Origin of the sequence: Halorubrum cibi (genome assembly GCF_900182635.1) — an archaeon.
Taxonomy (GTDB): Archaea; Halobacteriota; Halobacteria; order Halobacteriales; family Haloferacaceae; genus Halorubrum; species Halorubrum cibi.
In genome coordinates, this window is the sequence record NZ_FXTD01000005.1 from 1 (window position 1) to 16860 (window position 16860).

Genomic DNA, 16860 nt, shown 5'->3' on the forward strand with positions numbered 1-16860 from the left:
TCCACCCTCGCGCGTGGTACCGCGAGTTCCGCGAGCTCGTGTTGACCGCCGTAGTCTACAACCTCGAACAGGCTCTCAAACAGTGATCCCCACGCAGTCATCGGATTCAACAAAGCAATCCCTTCCGAATCAATGACTGGTCCCAATCACGCCAGCACAATAACACGGGAGACCACGACTGGGGCGAAATCGACTTCGGATCCCGTACTGTCAACTGTCTGGACGCAAAGGTTAGAGGATGATAGATGACAGTGCCGGTGAAGGGGGACATCAGGAACCGGACGTTGACGTCTCCACGCTTCTCGGTGACGATTACGAGGCGTTCGAGGCGGTCCTCGCGGGTGAGGTGGATGGACCGGTCGCTGTCGTTGGCGATCCATTCTCCGGACGGGGTACCGTCTTAGACAGGGCGGTACGGGATCTGGACGCGATCCGGGTCTCCCTGAAGCCGGGTGATGGGATCGACCGTATCCGCGAGAGAATGAACGACGGACCGGTCGTGGTTGAGGACTGCCAGCACCTCTACGAACGACGCGTCGGAGGGTTCGCGGAACTGTCTACATTTCTCGACGACCTAGCGAGCGCCGATGCGACCGTGGTGACCGGCTGGAACCGGTACGCGTGGGCATACCTCGCAGCAGTGCAGGCCCTCGACCGGGAGTTTTCCGTCACTGTTGAGCTTCAGTCCCTCTCCGCAGAACGGATCGCAGAACTCGTGCTAGATCGGTACGACGAGATGCCGGCATTCGTTGCAAACGACCCCGAGCAACGCGGGTTGATCGACACGACACGCCACGAGATTGGCTGGCGGGACTGGTCGGTGTCGGTGCCGGTTCCTATGCTGGACCCAGTCGCGGTCAGGGACTTGTTTTCGGACGGAAATATGGATCCAAAGGACGTGACGTTCGGACGGCTCGCTGCGGTCTCGAACGGGAACCTCGGCGTCGCCACGGCGATTTGGGAGACTCATCACGGATCGGAAGTACGCCCGAGCGATATCGCCGTCCCCGCGTCCGGCCGGGACCTGGACCGCGAGGAGGCGTTCTGTCTGCGGCTCGTACTCGCGAAAGAGCGGATCGATCTGGCACAGCTCACGAGAATTGTTGACGGACTCGAGCGCGTCCTCGGGCGCCTCTCGCGCGACGGCCTCGTCTCGGTCGAGGACGGTATCGTGGAACTGACACCGGCGGTGATGCCAGCCGCCGCTGCGGCGACCGAACGGGGGCGGATACTGTGATGGTGCTTCAGGTGCTGGTGAACCTAGGAATCGATCAGGAGACGCTCACGGGTATCGTGGGATTGCTCGTGGCCGCGTACCTGGCCGGCCGGGTCGTCGGCTATGCGCTCACGGCGATTGCCGAGCGTAGCCCCCGCAGACGGATTAGCATCAAGATGTTGATCCCGATTGCGCGGTTTCTGATCTACGGGACCGCGGTGTTTCTGGTCCTGGGACCGCTACTTCAATTATCGACCGCACAGTTGCTCGCCGTGTCGGGACTGCTCGGGGCAGCCCTGGGGTTCGGGTTGAAGGACCTCTTCGCAGGGATAATCGGCGGGGTGGTGCTCGTCACCGAGCGCCCCTATCAGGTCGGCGACAAGGTCACCATCGACGGCGACTACGGCGAAGTGACCGACATCGGCCTCCGGGCGACGACACTGACGACGCCCGACGACAGCGCTGTCAGGGTCCCGAACGCCACGCTGTTCACCGCGAACGTCTCGAACGCCAACGATGGCCACCCGGAGATGATGGTCGTCGTCGAACTCGCGGTCACCGCCTCAACGGACGTCGATCGGGCGAGTGCGATAGTCAAGGAAGCCATGGTGACCTCGAAGTACGTCTACGTCGACGACGACCATCCGTTCACGGTTCTGGTCGAGGATGAGTCCTACTATCGAACGATTCGCGGCAAGGCTTATGTGGCCGACCTGCGCGACGAGTTCGCGTTCGCCTCGGACGTGACCAAGCGCTCGATGGGCGCCTTCGCCAGCGAAGGGATTGAAATGCCCGAGGCGCCCGTCCACGTCTCCGAGCACCGCTGACCGTTCGCGTCGCCCGCCGGGTTCGCCCAAGCGGAGGGAGTATCTCAGGGTCAACCCCCGAATGAATCACTTCCCGTCTCTAATCAGGTGCCCGCTTGTCGTAATAGTTCAGACCACGCTTAATATTTTGAAAAGAACTCCGGATCCTGCTGCATACAACCTCTGTATTCAGCAGTCCATTCCTCTCAGCAGTAGGGACATTCGCACTACGCTCTTGTGAAGCAGATTGTTGGTAAGTACTCTGAACCCGGAGGGACCAGCTAAGGGACATCTCTGCTCAGCCGCTCACACCCCGTTTTGAGTCAGGAGTCTCAAGACGCTACCGAGAACAAAACCGCTAGACAGCCCTCCACAACAATGTACTTCCCAAGAGCGTTCGCACTATTCATGCGAAACAGCGAGGCTTCGTTCCACGTTGTGAACGACGCACTTGATGACGAGTTCGCGGAACTGCTTCCACCACCGGCGTGACCGCACGAACGCACCGAACTTCTGTTTGATCGCCGCGTTGACTGTCTCGTTCACGTTCCGTTGATGGTAGAGATCGCCATCCAGCCGTGCATTCCACGCTTTGTGGAGTGAGGTGAACTCACGATGCTTGATGAGTGGTCGAATATCGTGGTCGCGGGCGAGCCGGCGGAGCTTCTGGTCGTCGTATCCCTTATCACCGGTCAAGACCGCGATGGACGCTGCGTTCCGTTTCACTACCTGTGGCGCAATCTGCGTATCGTGTTTTCGTGTCGTCGTTACGTGGATGTCGAGAACAGCGTTGGTCGCCGTATCGACCAATAGCGTTGTCTTCAACTGCTGGATAGTGAGGTTCGTCCGCTTCGTGTAGTGTGTTGAGGCATGCGCCCGCTCGAACCCGGACGCATCGATGCCGGTGACACCGTTCAGCGGCAAGTCCTTGAGCGAGACGTTCAGCAGCACCCGCCAGACGGCCATCTCCAAGCGATCGAACGCCTTGCAGAGTGTCGAGGGTGCGGGGATCGAATCGAGATCGAGGGCGTCACGAATGCGAGGCATCTCGATGAGTTCGTCAACAAGGTCACGGTATGTGGTCGTCTTCTTCACCTTGAGACAGAGCAGAACGACATGTTGGCGGAGCGTGAACCGCTTCCGTGAATAGCGAGTCGAAAACCGTGCCACAGCACGGCGAGCCAGCATCATAGCCCTTTCAACGAATCGAAGAAGTCGTGACTTTGGGACAGTATCCATTTCCTCCAGCTACTCACCAGTCATGTTTGTCAGCAAGGGTTTCAACAAGCCCGAATATCCCAGACGTTGCGTTCTTAGTCCGGCAAAACGGACACCTTGAGGTGGGTTTCAGTTTTGTCTGTTCGGACGCTTGATGTCTTCGGCGGCCTGGATTTCGTCTGTTTTCTCGACTTCGGCGAATAGCTCTCGATACGCGTCGGGCTCGAAGAGGTTGTAGAGACTGCAAGGTGAATACACCCGCCTTTAGGCGGGTGATGAAACCGACATGGCGTTGGATTTCCAGCGATAGTCATACGGCCGGAGTTTCCAATGTGTACTTTCAAGTGGAAAGAACCGCTATACAATGGCAAGGTTAGGTCGGAACAAAGCAGATTCCGAACGACCTTTGGAGGCGGCCTGTCCGCCCACAGTAACGAGGCAGTATCCGAAATGCCGATGTGGTGAACACGAATCCTCGGGGGGTTCGTCTCGTGCCTGTCGGCCTGAGCAAGCCCAAAGGTACCTCCAAATCCGCTGACGCACCAGCGATCCTCTGCTGGCAAAAACAACAGGTGAGGGTCAACGGTGCCGAGGATAGGAGTAACGGCCACTTGGCATGGCCAGGCAGCCACCGACCACGACGACTGGGTTAAACGAGCTCCCGTAAAGTGGCGGAGTCCGTGGTTACAAACCTGAAACTCCCACCGCTCGGGATTCCTCCGCCTTCAGGCGGAGGAGGATGTCAAGTCTTGAATGCTTGTAGAACGGGCGTTCGACGCTGATCGGGGTACGTAGAACGGGATCGTTGCTGTCGCGGTGAACTCGAATGCGGAGAACGTCTCTAAAACCCCAATCGCGAGGCACTCCGCGCCTCTGGCAGCCGGCGGCGGAGCCGCCGGCGACTGCCCCTTTGAGTCCCACCCGACCGCGACCGCCCCGCACCTCACGCCTCCCCAGCCTCGTCGCTGGCGCGGAACCGCGCCAGCGACTCCCTCGCGGGCTCCTCGTGCCCTGCGGGGCACTCGGAGGCGCGCCACCGCTTGGGAGATCGATAGGCGACTCGTCTGGGTGAAGCGAACGCTACCTGGCGGAGTCAGAGAGAAAATGCACCGTCCGGGAATTGAACCCGGGCTATTAGCTTGGGAAGCTAATGTCCTACCACTGGACCAACGGTGCTCGATTCGGAGTACCCGACGGCCCCACTTCAACGTAGCGTTTCGCGGGCCGTCCCCCGATCGCGTCGACCGCGTCAACCCGCTACCACCGGTTTCCACAGGATTAACCGGAACGCCCGGAAGGAACCCGCATGGACGAACCTCCCTCCGACCCGGACGCCGTCGAGCGAGTGCGGGACCGATACGCCGACCTCGCGCCCGCGCTCGCTCGGACATGGGCGTCCGAGGAGCCGTGGCGGTTCCTCACCGATCTCACCGCGATCGGGAGCCGAATGGCCGGTAGCGACGGGGAACGGCGGGCGGCCGACCTCGTCGCCGACGCCTTCGAGCGCGCCGGCCTCGACGAGGTCCGGACGGACCCGTTCGAGCTGACCGCGTGGGAGCGCGGCGGGGCCGACCTCCGGGTCACGGTCCCCGGCCGCGACGGAACCGAGCGGACCCGCGAGTTCGAGGCGATCGCGCTCCCGTACTCGCCGGCGGAGACGGTCGAGGGCGAACTGGTCGACGTGGGGTACGGCACGCCCGAGGAGATCGACGACGCGGACGTGACGGGCCGGATCGCGGTCGCGTCGACGACGACCCCGTCGAACTCGCGGTTCGTCCACCGAATGGAGACGTTCGGTCACGCGATCGAGGCCGGCGCGACCGGGTTCGTCTTCGTCAACCACCTCGAGGGCCAACTCCCTCCGACGGGCTCGCTCACGTTCGGCGAGCCGGCGGCGGCCCCGGCTGTCGGCGTCTCGGCGGAGACCGGCGACTGGCTCCGCGAGTACGCCGCGAACGCCGAGGGTCCGGTCGCGAGCGTCGAACTCGGCGTCGACGCGTCGTTCCGGTCGGCTGAGTCGCGGAACGTGATCGGGCGAGCCGGTCCCGACACCGACGAGCGGATCCTGCTCTTAGCCCACTACGACGGCCACGACATCGCGGAGGCGGCGCTCGACAACGGCTGCGGGATCGCCACGGTCGTGACCGCCGCGGGGATCCTCTCGGAGGCGGACCTCCCGATCGGCGTCGACGTCGTCGCCGTCGGCTGCGAGGAGGTCGGGCTGCTCGGCGCGGAGCGGCTGGCGGAGACGACCGACCTCGAGGCCGTCCGCGGCGTGATCAACGTCGACGGCGCGGGGCGGTTCCGCGACCTCCGCGCGCTGACGCACACCTCCGGGGCGGCCCGGTCGGTCGCGTCGGCGGTGTCGACGGCGACCCGACACCCGATCGAGGTGGACCCGGATCCCCACCCGTTCTCCGACCAGTGGCCGTTCGTCCGGCGCGGGGTGCCCGCGCTCCAGCTCCACAGCGACTCCGGTGAGCGCGGCCGGGGCTGGGGCCACACTCACGCGGACACGCGCAACAAGGTGGACGATCGAAATCTGCGGGAACACGGGATGTTGACGGCGCTGCTCGTCGCCGAGTTCGCGGCCCAAGGCCGGGACCCCGAGCGGCTCGAGGCGGACGCGCTCGTCGACGCGTTCCGCGAGACGGAGTTCGAGACGGGGATGCGCGCGGCCGACCTGTGGCCGGCGGCGTGGGAGTGAGCCTCGGCACGGAAGTGAGCGACGACGCGGGAGTGAACGACTGAGCCGGAGCGAGTCACTCCGACCGACGGCGGTCCGGCATCGGCGGCAAGGCGCGTTTGTGTTCGGTCGCCCGGTGGCGCTCGAGGAGGTCGTCGACCACCTCCCGCTCGAGACCGAGCCGTGACGCGATCTCGTCGACCGGGACTCCCTCGTCTATCGCGAGCCGGAGCGCGGGGTCGACGGCGTCGTAGTCGGCCCCGAGATCGTCGGCGTCGCGCTGTCCCGCGAGCATGCCCGCGGTCGGCGGCTTCTCGAGGACGAACCCCGGAACCTCGAGCGACTCGGCGAGCGCCCGGACATCGGTCTTGTAGAGGTGTCCGATCGGCAGGAGATCGACCGCCCCGTCGCCGTGTTTCGTCAGGTAGCCGAGCAGGTGCTCGCTGCGGTTCGTCGTCCCGCAGACGAGCCGGCCGGTCGCGTTGGCGGCGAGGTATGCGAGCGTCATGCGCAGGCGTGCGATGACGTTCCCGACGAGCGTCGGCTCGTCGTGGAGGCCGAACCGGTCGGGTGCGACGCTCCCGAACTGCGCGAGGAGCGGCTGGAGGTGGACCGTGTCGTGGTCGATCCCCAGCGCCTCCGCGAGCCCCTCGGCGTCCCGCGCGTGGTGAGCGCCGATCTTGTTACACGGGAGGATCAGTCCGTAGACCCGGTCGGACCCGAGCGCCTCGACCGCGATCGCGGCGGCCACCGTCGAGTCAAGCCCGCCGCTCATGTTGATCACGATCCCGTCGGCCGCCGCCGCCGACACCGTCTCGCGAACGAACGAGACGGCACGTTCCAGCTCTGTCGCCGGATCGATCGGGTCACCAGGAGCGGCCGGCCCGGTCGGACCGGTCGGAGCGGAACCGGCCTCGCCGCCCTCGCGGGGGGCGCTCGGATCGCGATCGGACTCGACTCGGGTGGACGTGTGCGGTCCGTCGCCGTCGTCCTCCGTTCCCGTCTCCGGGTCGCCGCGTGTGGAGGTGTCCATGGCGTCTCGCCGTCCCGAACGGACGCGTAAATACGCTCCGTGGGTATTGTTTAAGGTCGTTCTCCGACCGATAGCGGGCGTTCGCTGCCCCACGGGTCCCCGCGACCGGTCGGTCGATCACGAACCGACGCGATCCCGTCCGATACCGCAGGAAACCGATGCGTCGATCGAGGAAAATCACACGTTCCTTCCGTCTCGCAATTCGTTATCCATATCATGAAGAACAATCCGGTATAATGCCCGATAGAAGTATATTAGGTATTTATAACCGAACGTTTATACAATAATACAGCCATCTAACTCACATGTCGGCAATACAGTTGAGTTCGAGTCAGAAGCGGATCCTCACGTCGCTCGTGAACCTCGTCGACGACGAGGACGGCGTCGTCTGCGGGCGGGAGATAGCCGAGGCGATCGACCGGAACCCCGGAACCGTCCGCAACCGGATGCGGAGCCTTCGCTCGCTCCAGCTGGTCGAGGGCGTCCCCGGCCCGGACGGGGGGTACACGCCGACCCGCAGCGCCTACGAGACGCTCGATCTGGAGCGGATGGAGGACGCCGAGCCGGTTCCCGTCGTCCACGACGGCTCGCCGGTCGAGGGGGTCACCGTCCGCGAGATCGAGCTCTCGAGCGTCAACAATCCCGAGCTGTGCCGCGCGGAGGTCGTGTTGTGCGGGTCCGCCCGACCCTTCGAGCGCGGCGATCGCGTGACGGTGGGACCGACGCCGGCCTCGGGGCTCCGCGTGTCCGGCGTCGTCGACGCCGCCGACGTCGACGGCGACACCCTCATGGTCCGCGTCGAGTCGATGGAGACGGTCGCCGACCCGGCGGAGGCGACCGGCGGCTCGGTGGGGAAACGGTCCGCGAGCGACTAGTCCCCGAACGCCTCGCCGTCGGCTCTCCCGATCCGGTCCCGGATCGCGCCGGTCGCCGCGGCGACCCGCCGGGCGTCACGGTGGCGCTCGCCGAACGCGCCGACGGCGCTCGCGGCGGCCTCCTCGTCGACCTCGAAGTCGACGCCGTCGTACGCGACGTCCCACAGCACGAGCGGTTCCGGTGCGGCGGGACCGACGCCGTACTCGCCGGGGACCGGCTCGTCGGCGAGGAGCCGGTCGACGAGTTCCGAGTCCGCGGTCCCCCGGCCGACGGCCTCGGCCGCGCCGACGATCCGCCGGACGAGCGCCCGCGGAAAGCCGCCCGCGGCGACCTCGACGACGAGGAAGTCGCCCTCGCGGGTCGCCGTCGCCCGGAGATCGCGAACGGTTCCGGCGTCGTCGCTCGTGAGGTTGTGGAAGTCGTGCTCGCCCGAGAGTCGCGCGAGCGCGTCGTGAACCGCGTCGTCGTCGATCGCGTGCTCACCCCGCCGGTCGACGTCGACCGGCTCCGTCGCCGGCGCGTACAGGAAGTACCGGTACGTCCGCCGGACCGCGTCGTGGGTGGCGTGAAACCCCGCGTCGACGTCGGCGGCCGCCCAGATCCGGACCGATCCGGGGAGTCGACCGTTGAACGCGCGCGGCGTGAGCCACTCCGGAGCCTCGAACGCGACGGTCTGGGCCACCGCGGAGACGCCCGCGTCCGTCCGGCCCGCCGCGGCGTATCCCGGCGGCGTCGCGTGGGTCGGGCCGTCGCCGCGCGCGACGAGCCCGTGTTTCGAGAGCGCGGCGAGCAGCGTCCCCTCGACCGTTTCGGCGTGCGGCTGGCGCTGAAACCCGGCGTACGCCCGGCCGTCGTACGCGACGCGGAACGCCCGGGTCACGCCTCGTCGTCGGCCATCGGGACCGTGACGACCGGCACCGGCGACGTTCGCACGACCTTCTCCGTGACGCTCCCGAGGAGGACGCGCTGGAGCCCCGTCCGCGTGTGGGTCGGCATCACCACGATGTCGGCGCCGGTGTCCCCGATGGCGTTCTCGATCACCCGCAGGGGGTCGCCGTGGATCACGCTGCCGACGGCGTCGATCCCGGCGGCCTCGAGCTCCTCGGTCACCGTCTCGACGCGGCGCTCCGCGCCGGCCTCGACGCGCTCGGCGAACGCGCCGGCCCGCGGCCCCGCGAGCGTGTGCTCGAGCGTGTCGACCGCGCTCACGACGTGGACCGTCGCGCCGTAGCGCTCGGCGAGGCTCCGGGCGTGCGGGACCGCGTCGTTCGCGGCGCTGCCCGGCGCGACCGGCAGGAGGATGTCGTCGTACATGATCGGAAGTGGAGCCGCCGGGCGCAAAACGCTACCGGCGGATGGGTAGCGTTTTCCGACCGGACGACCTCTCTCGGGCCATGGCACGAGACGTTTCCAACGCCGACAACCCGCAGGTGACGCTTCACACCAACCACGGCGACGTCGTCGTCGAATTGTTCGCCGACCGCGCGCCGCGGACGGTCGAGAACTTCCTCGGACTGGCCCGGCACGACCCCGCCGCCGACGCCGACCCCGCCCGCGACACCAACACGTGGAAGGACCCCGAGAGCGGCGAGGTCCGCGGCGACTCGCTGTACGAGGGGAACGTCTTCCACCGCGTCATCGACGACTTCATGATCCAGGGCGGCGATCCGCTCGAGTCCGGCCGCGGCGGCCCCGGCTACCAGTTCGACGACGAGTTCCACGACGAGTTGACCCACGACGGTCCCGGAATCTTATCGATGGCCAACTCCGGGCCGAACACCAACGGCTCGCAGTTCTTCATCACGCTCGACGCCACCCCGCACCTCGACGGCAAACACGCCGTCTTCGGTCAGGTGATCGAGGGGATGGACGTCGTCGAGGAGATCGGCTCGGTCCCGACCGGCCGCAACGACGAGCCGCGCGACACCGTCTCGATCGACCGCGTCACGGTCGAGGAGTAACGCCGCGACGCGCCGGCGACATCGTCAGTCGATATCTCGTTCCGACTTGGTCGCGGTCATACAGCCACCTTTTTGATCGTCGGGTGCCCTCGCTCACTGCGTTCGCTTCGGGAACCACTCCTCGAAAAACCTGGAGGGAAAAATCCGACTCCGCCGTCTTCGACGGCTCCGTCGGTGAACCGCTCGCTTCGCTCGCGGATGCTCATTACAGGCGAAGCAACGATCACTTGTAATGCGGTGGCGCGCCTCCGAGCGTCCCAGAGGGACGCGAGGAGCCCGCGAGGGACGTCGCGAACGAAGTCGTTCGAAAGACCGGAGGTCTTTCGTGATGACGAAAATCTCCGATTTTCGAACCATGAGCGACGAGGCTGGGGAGGTGTGAGGTGCGGAGCTGTGTGGTTCGGGTGGGAATCAAAGGGGCAGTCGCCGGCGGCTCCGCCGCCGGCTGCCAGAGGCGCGGAGCGCCTCGCTGTCGCGAGGGCGACAGCGGCCGAAGTAAGCACCGCAGCGAGTGAGCAAAGCAAACGAACGAGGAGCACAACGAGGCCCCCGAGTCCTCGCGACTGGGGCTTTGGCGATGTTCGCTCCACCAGCAACGTTCCCGTTCTCATCAGCCCGATCTCCATCGAAACACCCGTCATATAGGCATCTTTCATCGACCAGTCGTTTCGAACGAAAACGTGCCGGAAAATAGGATCGCAACGGAGCCGACCACGACGCCGTGGTCGCGCCCCTCACCTCACTCCGAGACGGTCGTCTTCACGATGCTCACCGGCGCGGGCGACTGCCGGGAGACGCGTTCCGTGACCGAGCCGAGCATCCGCCGGTACTCGCCCGGTCGCGTCTTCGAGCCCATCACGGTGAGGTCGATGTCCTCCCGGTCGATGTACCGGAGGATCGATTCGTCCGGCTTCCCGTACACGAGGTCGGTCACGACCTGAACGCCCGCGCTCTCCGCGCGCTCGGCGACCGCCTCAAGCGCCTCGCGGCCGTTCTCCTCGAGGGTTTCTTCGGCCCCCTCGGAGCCGTCCACGAACTCGTCGCCGGAGTAGGCGTTGACGATGTCGCTATCGACGACGTAGAGCACGTGGAGCGTGGCGTCGTAGCGATCGGCCGCGTCGATGGCGTGGTCGGTCGCGCGGTCGACGCCCTTCGTGCCGTCCGTCGGGAACAGTATTCGATCGTACATATGCGAGGATTGGTCCGGTGACCGAATAAAACGTGTGCCCGGTTCCCGGGTCGAGGGAGCGTGTGGATCCCCTCGGGTCAGCCCGGTCCCGCCCCAAACGGTTAATCCGCCGCGCGCGGGAGGACCTTCATGAGCGAAGCCGCCGATCGGGTCTTCCTGAATGGGGAGGTCCACACGCTAGCCGAGTCCGACGAGACCCACGAGGCGGTCGCCGTCCGAGACGGGGAGGTCGTGCGACTCGGCCGGACGTACGACGTCGAGTTCCTCGCCGGCGTCGACACCGACGTCGTCGATCTCGATGGCCGGACGCTCCTGCCGGGCTTCATCGACGCGCACACGCACCTGACGACCGTCGGGCGAACGCTCGTTCACGCGGACCTCTCCGCCGCCGACTCGCCGGCGGAGGCGGTCCGGCTGCTGGCGGAACGGGCCGAGGAGGTCGAGCGAGCGGACGGCGGCGACGAGGCGGGTCCCGGCAGCGACGCCGCCACCGCCGACGCCGACCCCACGAGCGAGTGGGTGATCGGCTACGGCTACGACGAGTCGACGTGGGCGGAGAAGCGGTACCTGACGCGCGATGACCTCGACCGTGTCTCGACGGACCGCCCGGTGGCCGCGTTCCGCGAGGACCTCCACGTGGCCGCGGTCAACGGTGTCGTCCTGGACCGGTTCGCCGACGCGCTCGAGGGAGTCCCCGACGAGACGGTCCCGACCGACGACGCGGGCGAGCCGACCGGCGTCCTCCTCGAGGCCGCGATCGACCCGATCCGCGAGGCGGTCGAGCCCGGCGTCGCAGGGACGCGCGCGGCGGTCGAGGCGGGCCTCGAACTCTGTGCCGAGCGGGGGATCACGGGCTTTCACGACATGGTCCGGAACTCACACGCCCCGCGGGTCTACCGCGACCTCGACGCGGAAGGCGAACTGACCGCGCGCGTTCGCATCAACTACTGGACCGACCACCTGGACGCGCTCCGGGAGGTGGGGCTGGCGACGGACGCCGGCTCCGCGTTCGTCGAGACGGGCGCGATCAAGTCGTTCACCGACGGGAGCTTCGGCGGACGGACCGCCAAACTCTCCGAGCCGTACGCCGACGACGCCGAGGAGACCGGACAGTGGGTGATCGACCCCGACGAGCTACGCGAGTGGGTGCGCGAGGCCACCGAGGCGGGCTACCAGTTCACGGCACACGCCATCGGTGACGAGGCGATCCGGGCGGCTCTCGACGCTTACGAGGAGGCGGCAGCGGGCGATCCGGGCGCGGACCGCCACCGGATCGAACACGTCGAACTCGCCGCCGACGACGCCATCGAGCAACTCGCGGAGACCGGCGTCGTCGCGAGCGTCCAGCCGAACTTCCTGAAGTGGGCGGGGGCGGACGGGCTCTACGAGGCGCGACTCGGCGAGGAGCGAACCGCCGAGACCAACCGCTACCGCGAGATGCTCGATTCGGGCGTTCGGCTCGCGTTCGGCTCCGACGGGATGCCGATGGGGCCGCTCCTCGGCGTCCACCACGCCGTCAACGCCCCCGCGGCGGGCCAACGGCTCTCCGTGACGGAGGCGCTTCGCGCGTACACCCGCGGCGCGGCGTACGCCGGCTTCGACGAGGACCGGCTGGGCACCGTCGAGCCCGGCAAGCGCGCCGACTTCGTCGTCTTAGCGGAGTCGCCGTGGGAGAACCCGGAGGCGATCCGCGAGATCGACGTGGCGATGACGGTCGTCGACGGCGAGGTCGTTCACGACGCGCGCTGAGAAACGGGGTGGTCGGGGCCGGGAGGGTACGCGACCTACGCGACCGACTCGAGGAAGTTGCGGATCACGTCGTGGCCGACCGCGGTGAGGACGCTCTCGGGGTGGAACTGGACCGCCTCGATCGGGTGGTCGCGGTGCCGGATCCCCATCACGATCGGCTCGCCGTCGTGGTCGGTCGTCGCGGTGACCGCGAAGGAGTCGGGCACCTCCGTGGCGACGAGCGAGTGGTACCGACCCGCCCGAAAGCCCTGGTCGAGCCCGGCGAAGACGCCCTCGCCGTCGTGGTCGACTGGGAACGCCTTGCCGTGGACCGGCTCCGGCGCGTGCCCGACCGTGCCGCCGTACTCGTGGACGGCCGCCTCCAACCCGAGACACACCCCGAGGGTCGGCACGTCGGGGGACAGATCCCGGAGCACCGACGCCGAGACCCCGACGTCCCGCTCGTTCCTCGGATGACCCGGTCCGGGACTGATCACCACGGCGTCGGGCTCTTCGGCCTCGACCGCCGACAGCGACGCGGTGTTTTTGAGCACCGCTATCTCGACGTCGTCGGGTTCGCCGCCGGCGTTTTCCTCCCTGCCGATCGACAGCTCCGAGACGTACTCGACGAGGTTGTAGGTGAACGAGTCGAAGTTGTCGACGACGACGACCTTCATCGCCCGACCCCCTCGAGCGCGGGTTCTCCCTCGCGAACCCGGTCGATCGCGGCGAGAACGCCCTCCATCTTGCGCTCGGTCTCCTCGTACTCCGCTGTCGGGTCGGAGTCGGCGACGATCCCCGCGCCGGCGCGGACCGTGATCTCGTCGATCCCGTCCTCGCCGGTGGCGCTCTCGCCGTCGCTTGTGCCGATCCCCTCGCGTATCGTCGCCGTGCGGATCACGATCGCGAAGTCGGCGTCGCCGGTCCACGAGTAGTAGCCGACGCCGCCGCCGTACGCCTCCCGCGGGGTCGTCTCGAGGTCGTCGATGATCTCCATCGCACGCACCTTCGGGGCGCCGGTGAGCGTGCCCGCGGGGAACGCCGCCCGCGTGGCGTCGAACGGGTCGCAGTCGGCCGCGAGCGTCCCCGTCACCGTCGACTCGATGTGCTGGACGTGGCTGTACTTCAACACGTTCATGAACTCCTCGACGCGGACCGAACCCGGCTCCGACACCCGGCGCACGTCGTTGCGCGCGAGGTCGACGAGCATCGTGTGTTCGGCGCGCTCCTTCCCGTCCGCGAGCATCTCGCCGGCCAGCCGGCGGTCCTCGACCGGACTCGTCCCGCGCGGACAGGTGCCCGCGATCGGGTTCGAGACGACTCGGTCGCCCTTCACCGAGACGAGCGTCTCCGGGCTCGCGCCGACCACCGTCCGGTCGTCGTGGCTGAGGACGTACATGTACGGCGAGGGGTTGATCTCCCGTAGGGCCGCGTACAGCCCGAGCGGGTCGACGTCGCCGCGGAGCCGCCGGCTCCGGGATATCACGCCCTGGTAGATGTCGCCGTCGAGCACGTGGCGTTTCGCGGTTCGGACCGCCTCCTCGTAGGCCGCCTGCGGGTCGGCTTCCTCCTCGCGGACGCGGACGCCGCCGGGGTCCGGTGGGTCGGCCGCCGCGAGGTCGGCGGCGACTCGGTCGGCCTCCGCGGCGAGTTCGTCGTACACCTCGCCGGGGTCGTCGTCGACGTCGACGATCGGCGTGAACACCAGGTCGACGGTCCCCTCCTTCTCGTCGAAGACGACCGTACGCGTCGTGAGGAGGAACTCGGCGTCTGGGAAGTCGGTCTCGGGGCGCTCGACGCCGACCTCCTCGAGCCAGAGGTCGTACACCGCCTCGTACGCGAGGAAGCCGACGAACCCGCCGGAGAGTATCTGCCGGTCCGTCTCGGGGAAGCCGCGGCGGCTCACGTCGGGAAACGCCGCGCGGATCCGGTCGATGGCGTCGCCGTCGCCGTCGCCGTCGGTCGCACCGGCGTCGGTCGCGTCGGCGTCCACGTCGTCGATGAACTTCGCCGCGGAACCGAGCCGCGTCACGCGAGTCTCCTCGGGGTGGACCGAGACGACCGCCTCGGGATCGTAGCCGACGAACGAGTACCGGGCGTGTTTGTCGGCCTTGCCGCCGGCAGTGAACGCCCCGTCGGGGTCGCTCGAGGCCACCTTCTCGCCGGATTCGAGGAGGAAGCCGTACGGCTCGTCACCGACGAGCGTGGCGTACGCCGAGAGCGGGGTCGTCTCGGGATCGAGCGACGCGGCCGCGCGGACGACGACCGGCCGCTCGGCGTCCGCGACCAGCTCGACGAACTCGGCTCTCGAGCGGTCGAGCAGAGTCGTCCCGCCCCCGACTCCGGTCATACGACCTCCATCTCGCGACCCGCGTTGGCGACGAAGCGGGCGACCGCGTTGTGGTCCTTCCGCCCCTCGACGCGCTCGACGCCGGAGGCGACGTCGACGGCGTACGGGTCCGCGACCCGCACCGCCTCGGCGACGTTCTCCGCGGTGAGCCCGCCGGCGAGCACGACCGGAACGGTCAGTCGATCCGCCAGTTCACCGGTCGCCGCCCAGTCGTGGGTCTCGCCGGTGCCACCGGCCCCGGACTCGCGCGTCGAGTCGACGACGAGCGCGTCGGCGACGCCGTCGAACTCCTCGGCGCGCGCCGGGTCCTCGGCGTCGATCGCGACCAGTACCTTCCGCTCGGTCTCCGCGCGGATGAACCGGAGTTCGTCGGGCGTCCACTCGCCGTGGAGTTGGAGGGCGTCGGGGCCGATGGTCCGGACGAGTTCCACCACGCGCTCGGCCGAACTCGGCATCGTGACGAGCGTCGCCGTGACGAAGGGCGGCACGTCGGCGAGGAGGTCGGCCGCGTGCGCCGGATCGACCTCGCGGGAGGTATCGACCGGAACTTCGCTTATCACGCCGACCGCGTCGGCGCCCGCTTCCACGGCCGCCCGGAGGTCCGCACCGTCGGTGAATCCGCACACCTTCACCCGCGCCATCACTCGCCCTCCGACCCGGAGCCAGTCGCCGCGCCCGGCCCGCCCGACACGCCCGATCCGGCCGCCGCCGGCTCCGCGGGCGCCCCGTCGCAGAGCGCCGCGAGCTTGTCTGCGGCCGACCCGGAGTCGATCGCCTCCGCGGCGCGCTCGACGCCGGCCGACAGCGAGTCCGCCTCGCCGGCGACGTAGATCGCCGCGCCCGCGTTCGCGAGGATCAGGTCGCGTTTCGCCCCCGCGACCGAGCCGTCGACGATCCCGCGGAGGTCGGCGGCGTTCTCCTCGGGCGTCCCGCCGGCGACCGCCTCGATCGGCGCTCGATCCACGCCGAGGTCCTCCGGCGTGATCGTGAACTCTCGTACCGCGTCGCCGTCGACCTCTGCGGCGACCGTCTCGTCGTGGATCCCGATCTCGTCCATCCCCGCGCCGTGGACGACGAGGGCGCGCTCGACGGGCATGTGGGCGAGCGCGCGGGCGATCGGCCCGACCAGGTCGGGGTCGTAGACGCCGAGAAGCTGGGCGTCGGCTCCGGCGGGGTTCGTCAGCGGGCCGAGGACGTTGAAGATCGTTCGCATTCCGAGCTCCTTTCGCGGGCCGATGACGGCCTTCATCGCGGGGTGGAAGACGGGCGCGAGCATGAACCCGATCCCGTCGGCCTCGATGGCGTCCTCGACCGCCGCGGGCTCGGCCTCGACGTCCGCGCCGGCGACCTCGAGCACGTCGGCGCTGCCGGACGACGAGGAGACGGAGTAGTTGCCGTGTTTGGCGATCGGGACGCCAGCGCCCGCGGCGACGATCGCCGAGGTCGTCGAGACGTTGATCGTATTGTAGTCGTCACCGCCGGTCCCACAGGTGTCGACCAGCGGCGACCGGTCGGGCTCGATCGTCCGCGCCGCGTCGCGCATCCCTTGCGCGAAGCCCGCGATCTCCGCCTCGGTCTCGCCCTTCGCGCGCAGGGCGGCGAGCAGCGCCCCGATCTGCGCCTCGGTCATCTCCTCGAAGACGAGCCGCGCGGCCTCGCGCGCCTCCTCGAGCGACAGGTCCTCCCCGTTCGTCACGCGTTCGACCGTGTTTTGGATGTCCATGATGATCACCGATGTATGTGTTCGGGTTGTGATGTACAAGTATGTACACTAAGTTAACGCTGTCGCCGTCGCTG

Annotated in this window: 16 protein-coding genes and 1 tRNA gene; 6 read left to right on the top strand and 11 right to left on the bottom strand. The window is 67.7% G+C overall.

All coding sequences use genetic code 11. The features are described 5' to 3' along the window. The first annotated feature begins 238 nt into the window (after positions 1–238). Positions 239–1237: a hypothetical protein gene (locus FN829_RS07375; protein ID WP_142986354.1), complete on the top strand. Its 999-nt coding sequence runs from the start codon at positions 239–241 to the stop codon at positions 1235–1237. After that, positions 1237–2043 (top strand): mechanosensitive ion channel family protein, encoded by an 807-nt coding sequence (locus FN829_RS07380; protein WP_142986355.1) that lies wholly within the window; start codon positions 1237–1239, stop codon positions 2041–2043. Before FN829_RS07375 ends, FN829_RS07380 begins: the two co-directional genes overlap by 1 nt. A 381-nt stretch (positions 2044–2424) precedes the next feature. On the opposite strand, the gene FN829_RS07385 is transcribed toward FN829_RS07380, so the two are convergent. Together FN829_RS07385 and FN829_RS07395 are read right to left on the bottom strand one after the other, a co-directional pair. Further along, positions 2425–3261: an IS5 family transposase gene (locus FN829_RS07385; RefSeq protein ID WP_142986356.1), complete on the bottom strand. Its 837-nt coding sequence runs from the start codon at positions 3259–3261 to the stop codon at positions 2425–2427. A 1084-nt stretch (positions 3262–4345) separates the two neighbouring features. Next, positions 4346–4416 (bottom strand) — tRNA-Gly (locus tag FN829_RS07395). Positions 4417–4546: 130 nt separating this feature from the next. Here FN829_RS07395 and FN829_RS07400 point away from each other — a divergent pair. Continuing rightward, positions 4547–5947, top strand: coding sequence for a M28 family metallopeptidase (locus tag FN829_RS07400; protein WP_142986357.1), 1401 nt, complete (start codon positions 4547–4549; stop codon positions 5945–5947). Between the two features lie 55 nt (positions 5948–6002). On the opposite strand, the gene FN829_RS07405 is transcribed toward FN829_RS07400, so the two are convergent. Next, positions 6003–6959 carry an NAD+ synthase gene (locus FN829_RS07405; protein ID WP_142986358.1) on the bottom strand — a complete coding sequence of 319 codons (957 nt, stop codon included), beginning with the start codon at positions 6957–6959 and terminating at the stop codon, positions 6003–6005. 305 nt (positions 6960–7264) lie between these two features. Here FN829_RS07405 and FN829_RS07410 point away from each other — a divergent pair, with 305 nt between their 5' ends. Further along, the gene (locus FN829_RS07410; RefSeq protein WP_142986359.1) at positions 7265–7834 is read left to right on the top strand and encodes an Rrf2 family transcriptional regulator; all 570 of its coding nucleotides are present in this window, start codon (positions 7265–7267) and stop codon (positions 7832–7834) included. On the opposite strand, the gene truA is transcribed toward FN829_RS07410, so the two are convergent. Together truA and FN829_RS07420 are read right to left on the bottom strand one after the other, a co-directional pair. Continuing rightward, on the bottom strand, positions 7831–8715 hold the full coding sequence (gene truA, locus FN829_RS07415) for a tRNA pseudouridine(38-40) synthase TruA (RefSeq protein WP_142986360.1): 885 nt from the start codon (positions 8713–8715) through the stop codon (positions 7831–7833). The genes FN829_RS07410 and truA overlap by 4 nt on opposite strands. Further along, on the bottom strand, positions 8712–9149 hold the full coding sequence (locus FN829_RS07420; protein WP_142986361.1) for a universal stress protein: 438 nt from the start codon (positions 9147–9149) through the stop codon (positions 8712–8714). Before FN829_RS07420 ends, truA begins: the two co-directional genes overlap by 4 nt. Positions 9150–9229: 80 nt before the next feature. On the opposite strand from FN829_RS07420, the gene FN829_RS07425 reads away from it, so the two are divergent. Next, positions 9230–9796, top strand: coding sequence for a peptidylprolyl isomerase (locus FN829_RS07425; protein ID WP_142986362.1), 567 nt, complete (start codon positions 9230–9232; stop codon positions 9794–9796). 56 nt (positions 9797–9852) lie between these two features. Here the strand turns inward: FN829_RS07425 and FN829_RS15885 are convergent, their stop codons facing one another. Next, on the bottom strand, positions 9853–10002 hold the full coding sequence (locus FN829_RS15885) for a hypothetical protein (protein ID WP_185955714.1): 150 nt from the start codon (positions 10000–10002) through the stop codon (positions 9853–9855). Between the two features lie 533 nt (positions 10003–10535). Next, the gene (locus FN829_RS07430) at positions 10536–10985 is read right to left on the bottom strand and encodes a universal stress protein (protein ID WP_142986363.1); all 450 of its coding nucleotides are present in this window, start codon (positions 10983–10985) and stop codon (positions 10536–10538) included. 129 nt (positions 10986–11114) lie between these two features. Here FN829_RS07430 and FN829_RS07435 point away from each other — a divergent pair, with 129 nt between their 5' ends. Then, complete coding sequence (locus FN829_RS07435) at positions 11115–12734, top strand: amidohydrolase (protein ID WP_142986364.1); 1620 nt, start codon at positions 11115–11117, stop codon at positions 12732–12734. Positions 12735–12769: 35 nt separating this feature from the next. Here FN829_RS07435 and trpG read toward each other — a convergent pair whose 3' ends face one another. The 4 genes from trpG to trpD are packed head-to-tail and all read right to left on the bottom strand — an operon-like array spanning position 12770 to position 16786. Then, positions 12770–13390 carry an anthranilate synthase component II gene (gene trpG, locus FN829_RS07440; protein WP_142986365.1) on the bottom strand — a complete coding sequence of 207 codons (621 nt, stop codon included), beginning with the start codon at positions 13388–13390 and terminating at the stop codon, positions 12770–12772. Next, positions 13387–15063 carry an anthranilate synthase component I gene (trpE, locus tag FN829_RS07445; RefSeq protein WP_142986366.1) on the bottom strand — a complete coding sequence of 559 codons (1677 nt, stop codon included), beginning with the start codon at positions 15061–15063 and terminating at the stop codon, positions 13387–13389. The genes trpG and trpE overlap by 4 nt, the downstream gene beginning before the upstream one ends. Further along, a complete protein-coding gene (locus FN829_RS07450) occupies positions 15060–15704 on the bottom strand; it encodes a phosphoribosylanthranilate isomerase (protein ID WP_142986367.1) in 645 nt (214 codons plus the stop codon). Before FN829_RS07450 ends, trpE begins: the two co-directional genes overlap by 4 nt. After that, positions 15704–16786: an anthranilate phosphoribosyltransferase gene (gene trpD / locus FN829_RS07455; protein ID WP_142986368.1), complete on the bottom strand. Its 1083-nt coding sequence runs from the start codon at positions 16784–16786 to the stop codon at positions 15704–15706. Before trpD ends, FN829_RS07450 begins: the two co-directional genes overlap by 1 nt. Positions 16787–16860: the final 74 nt, after the last annotated feature.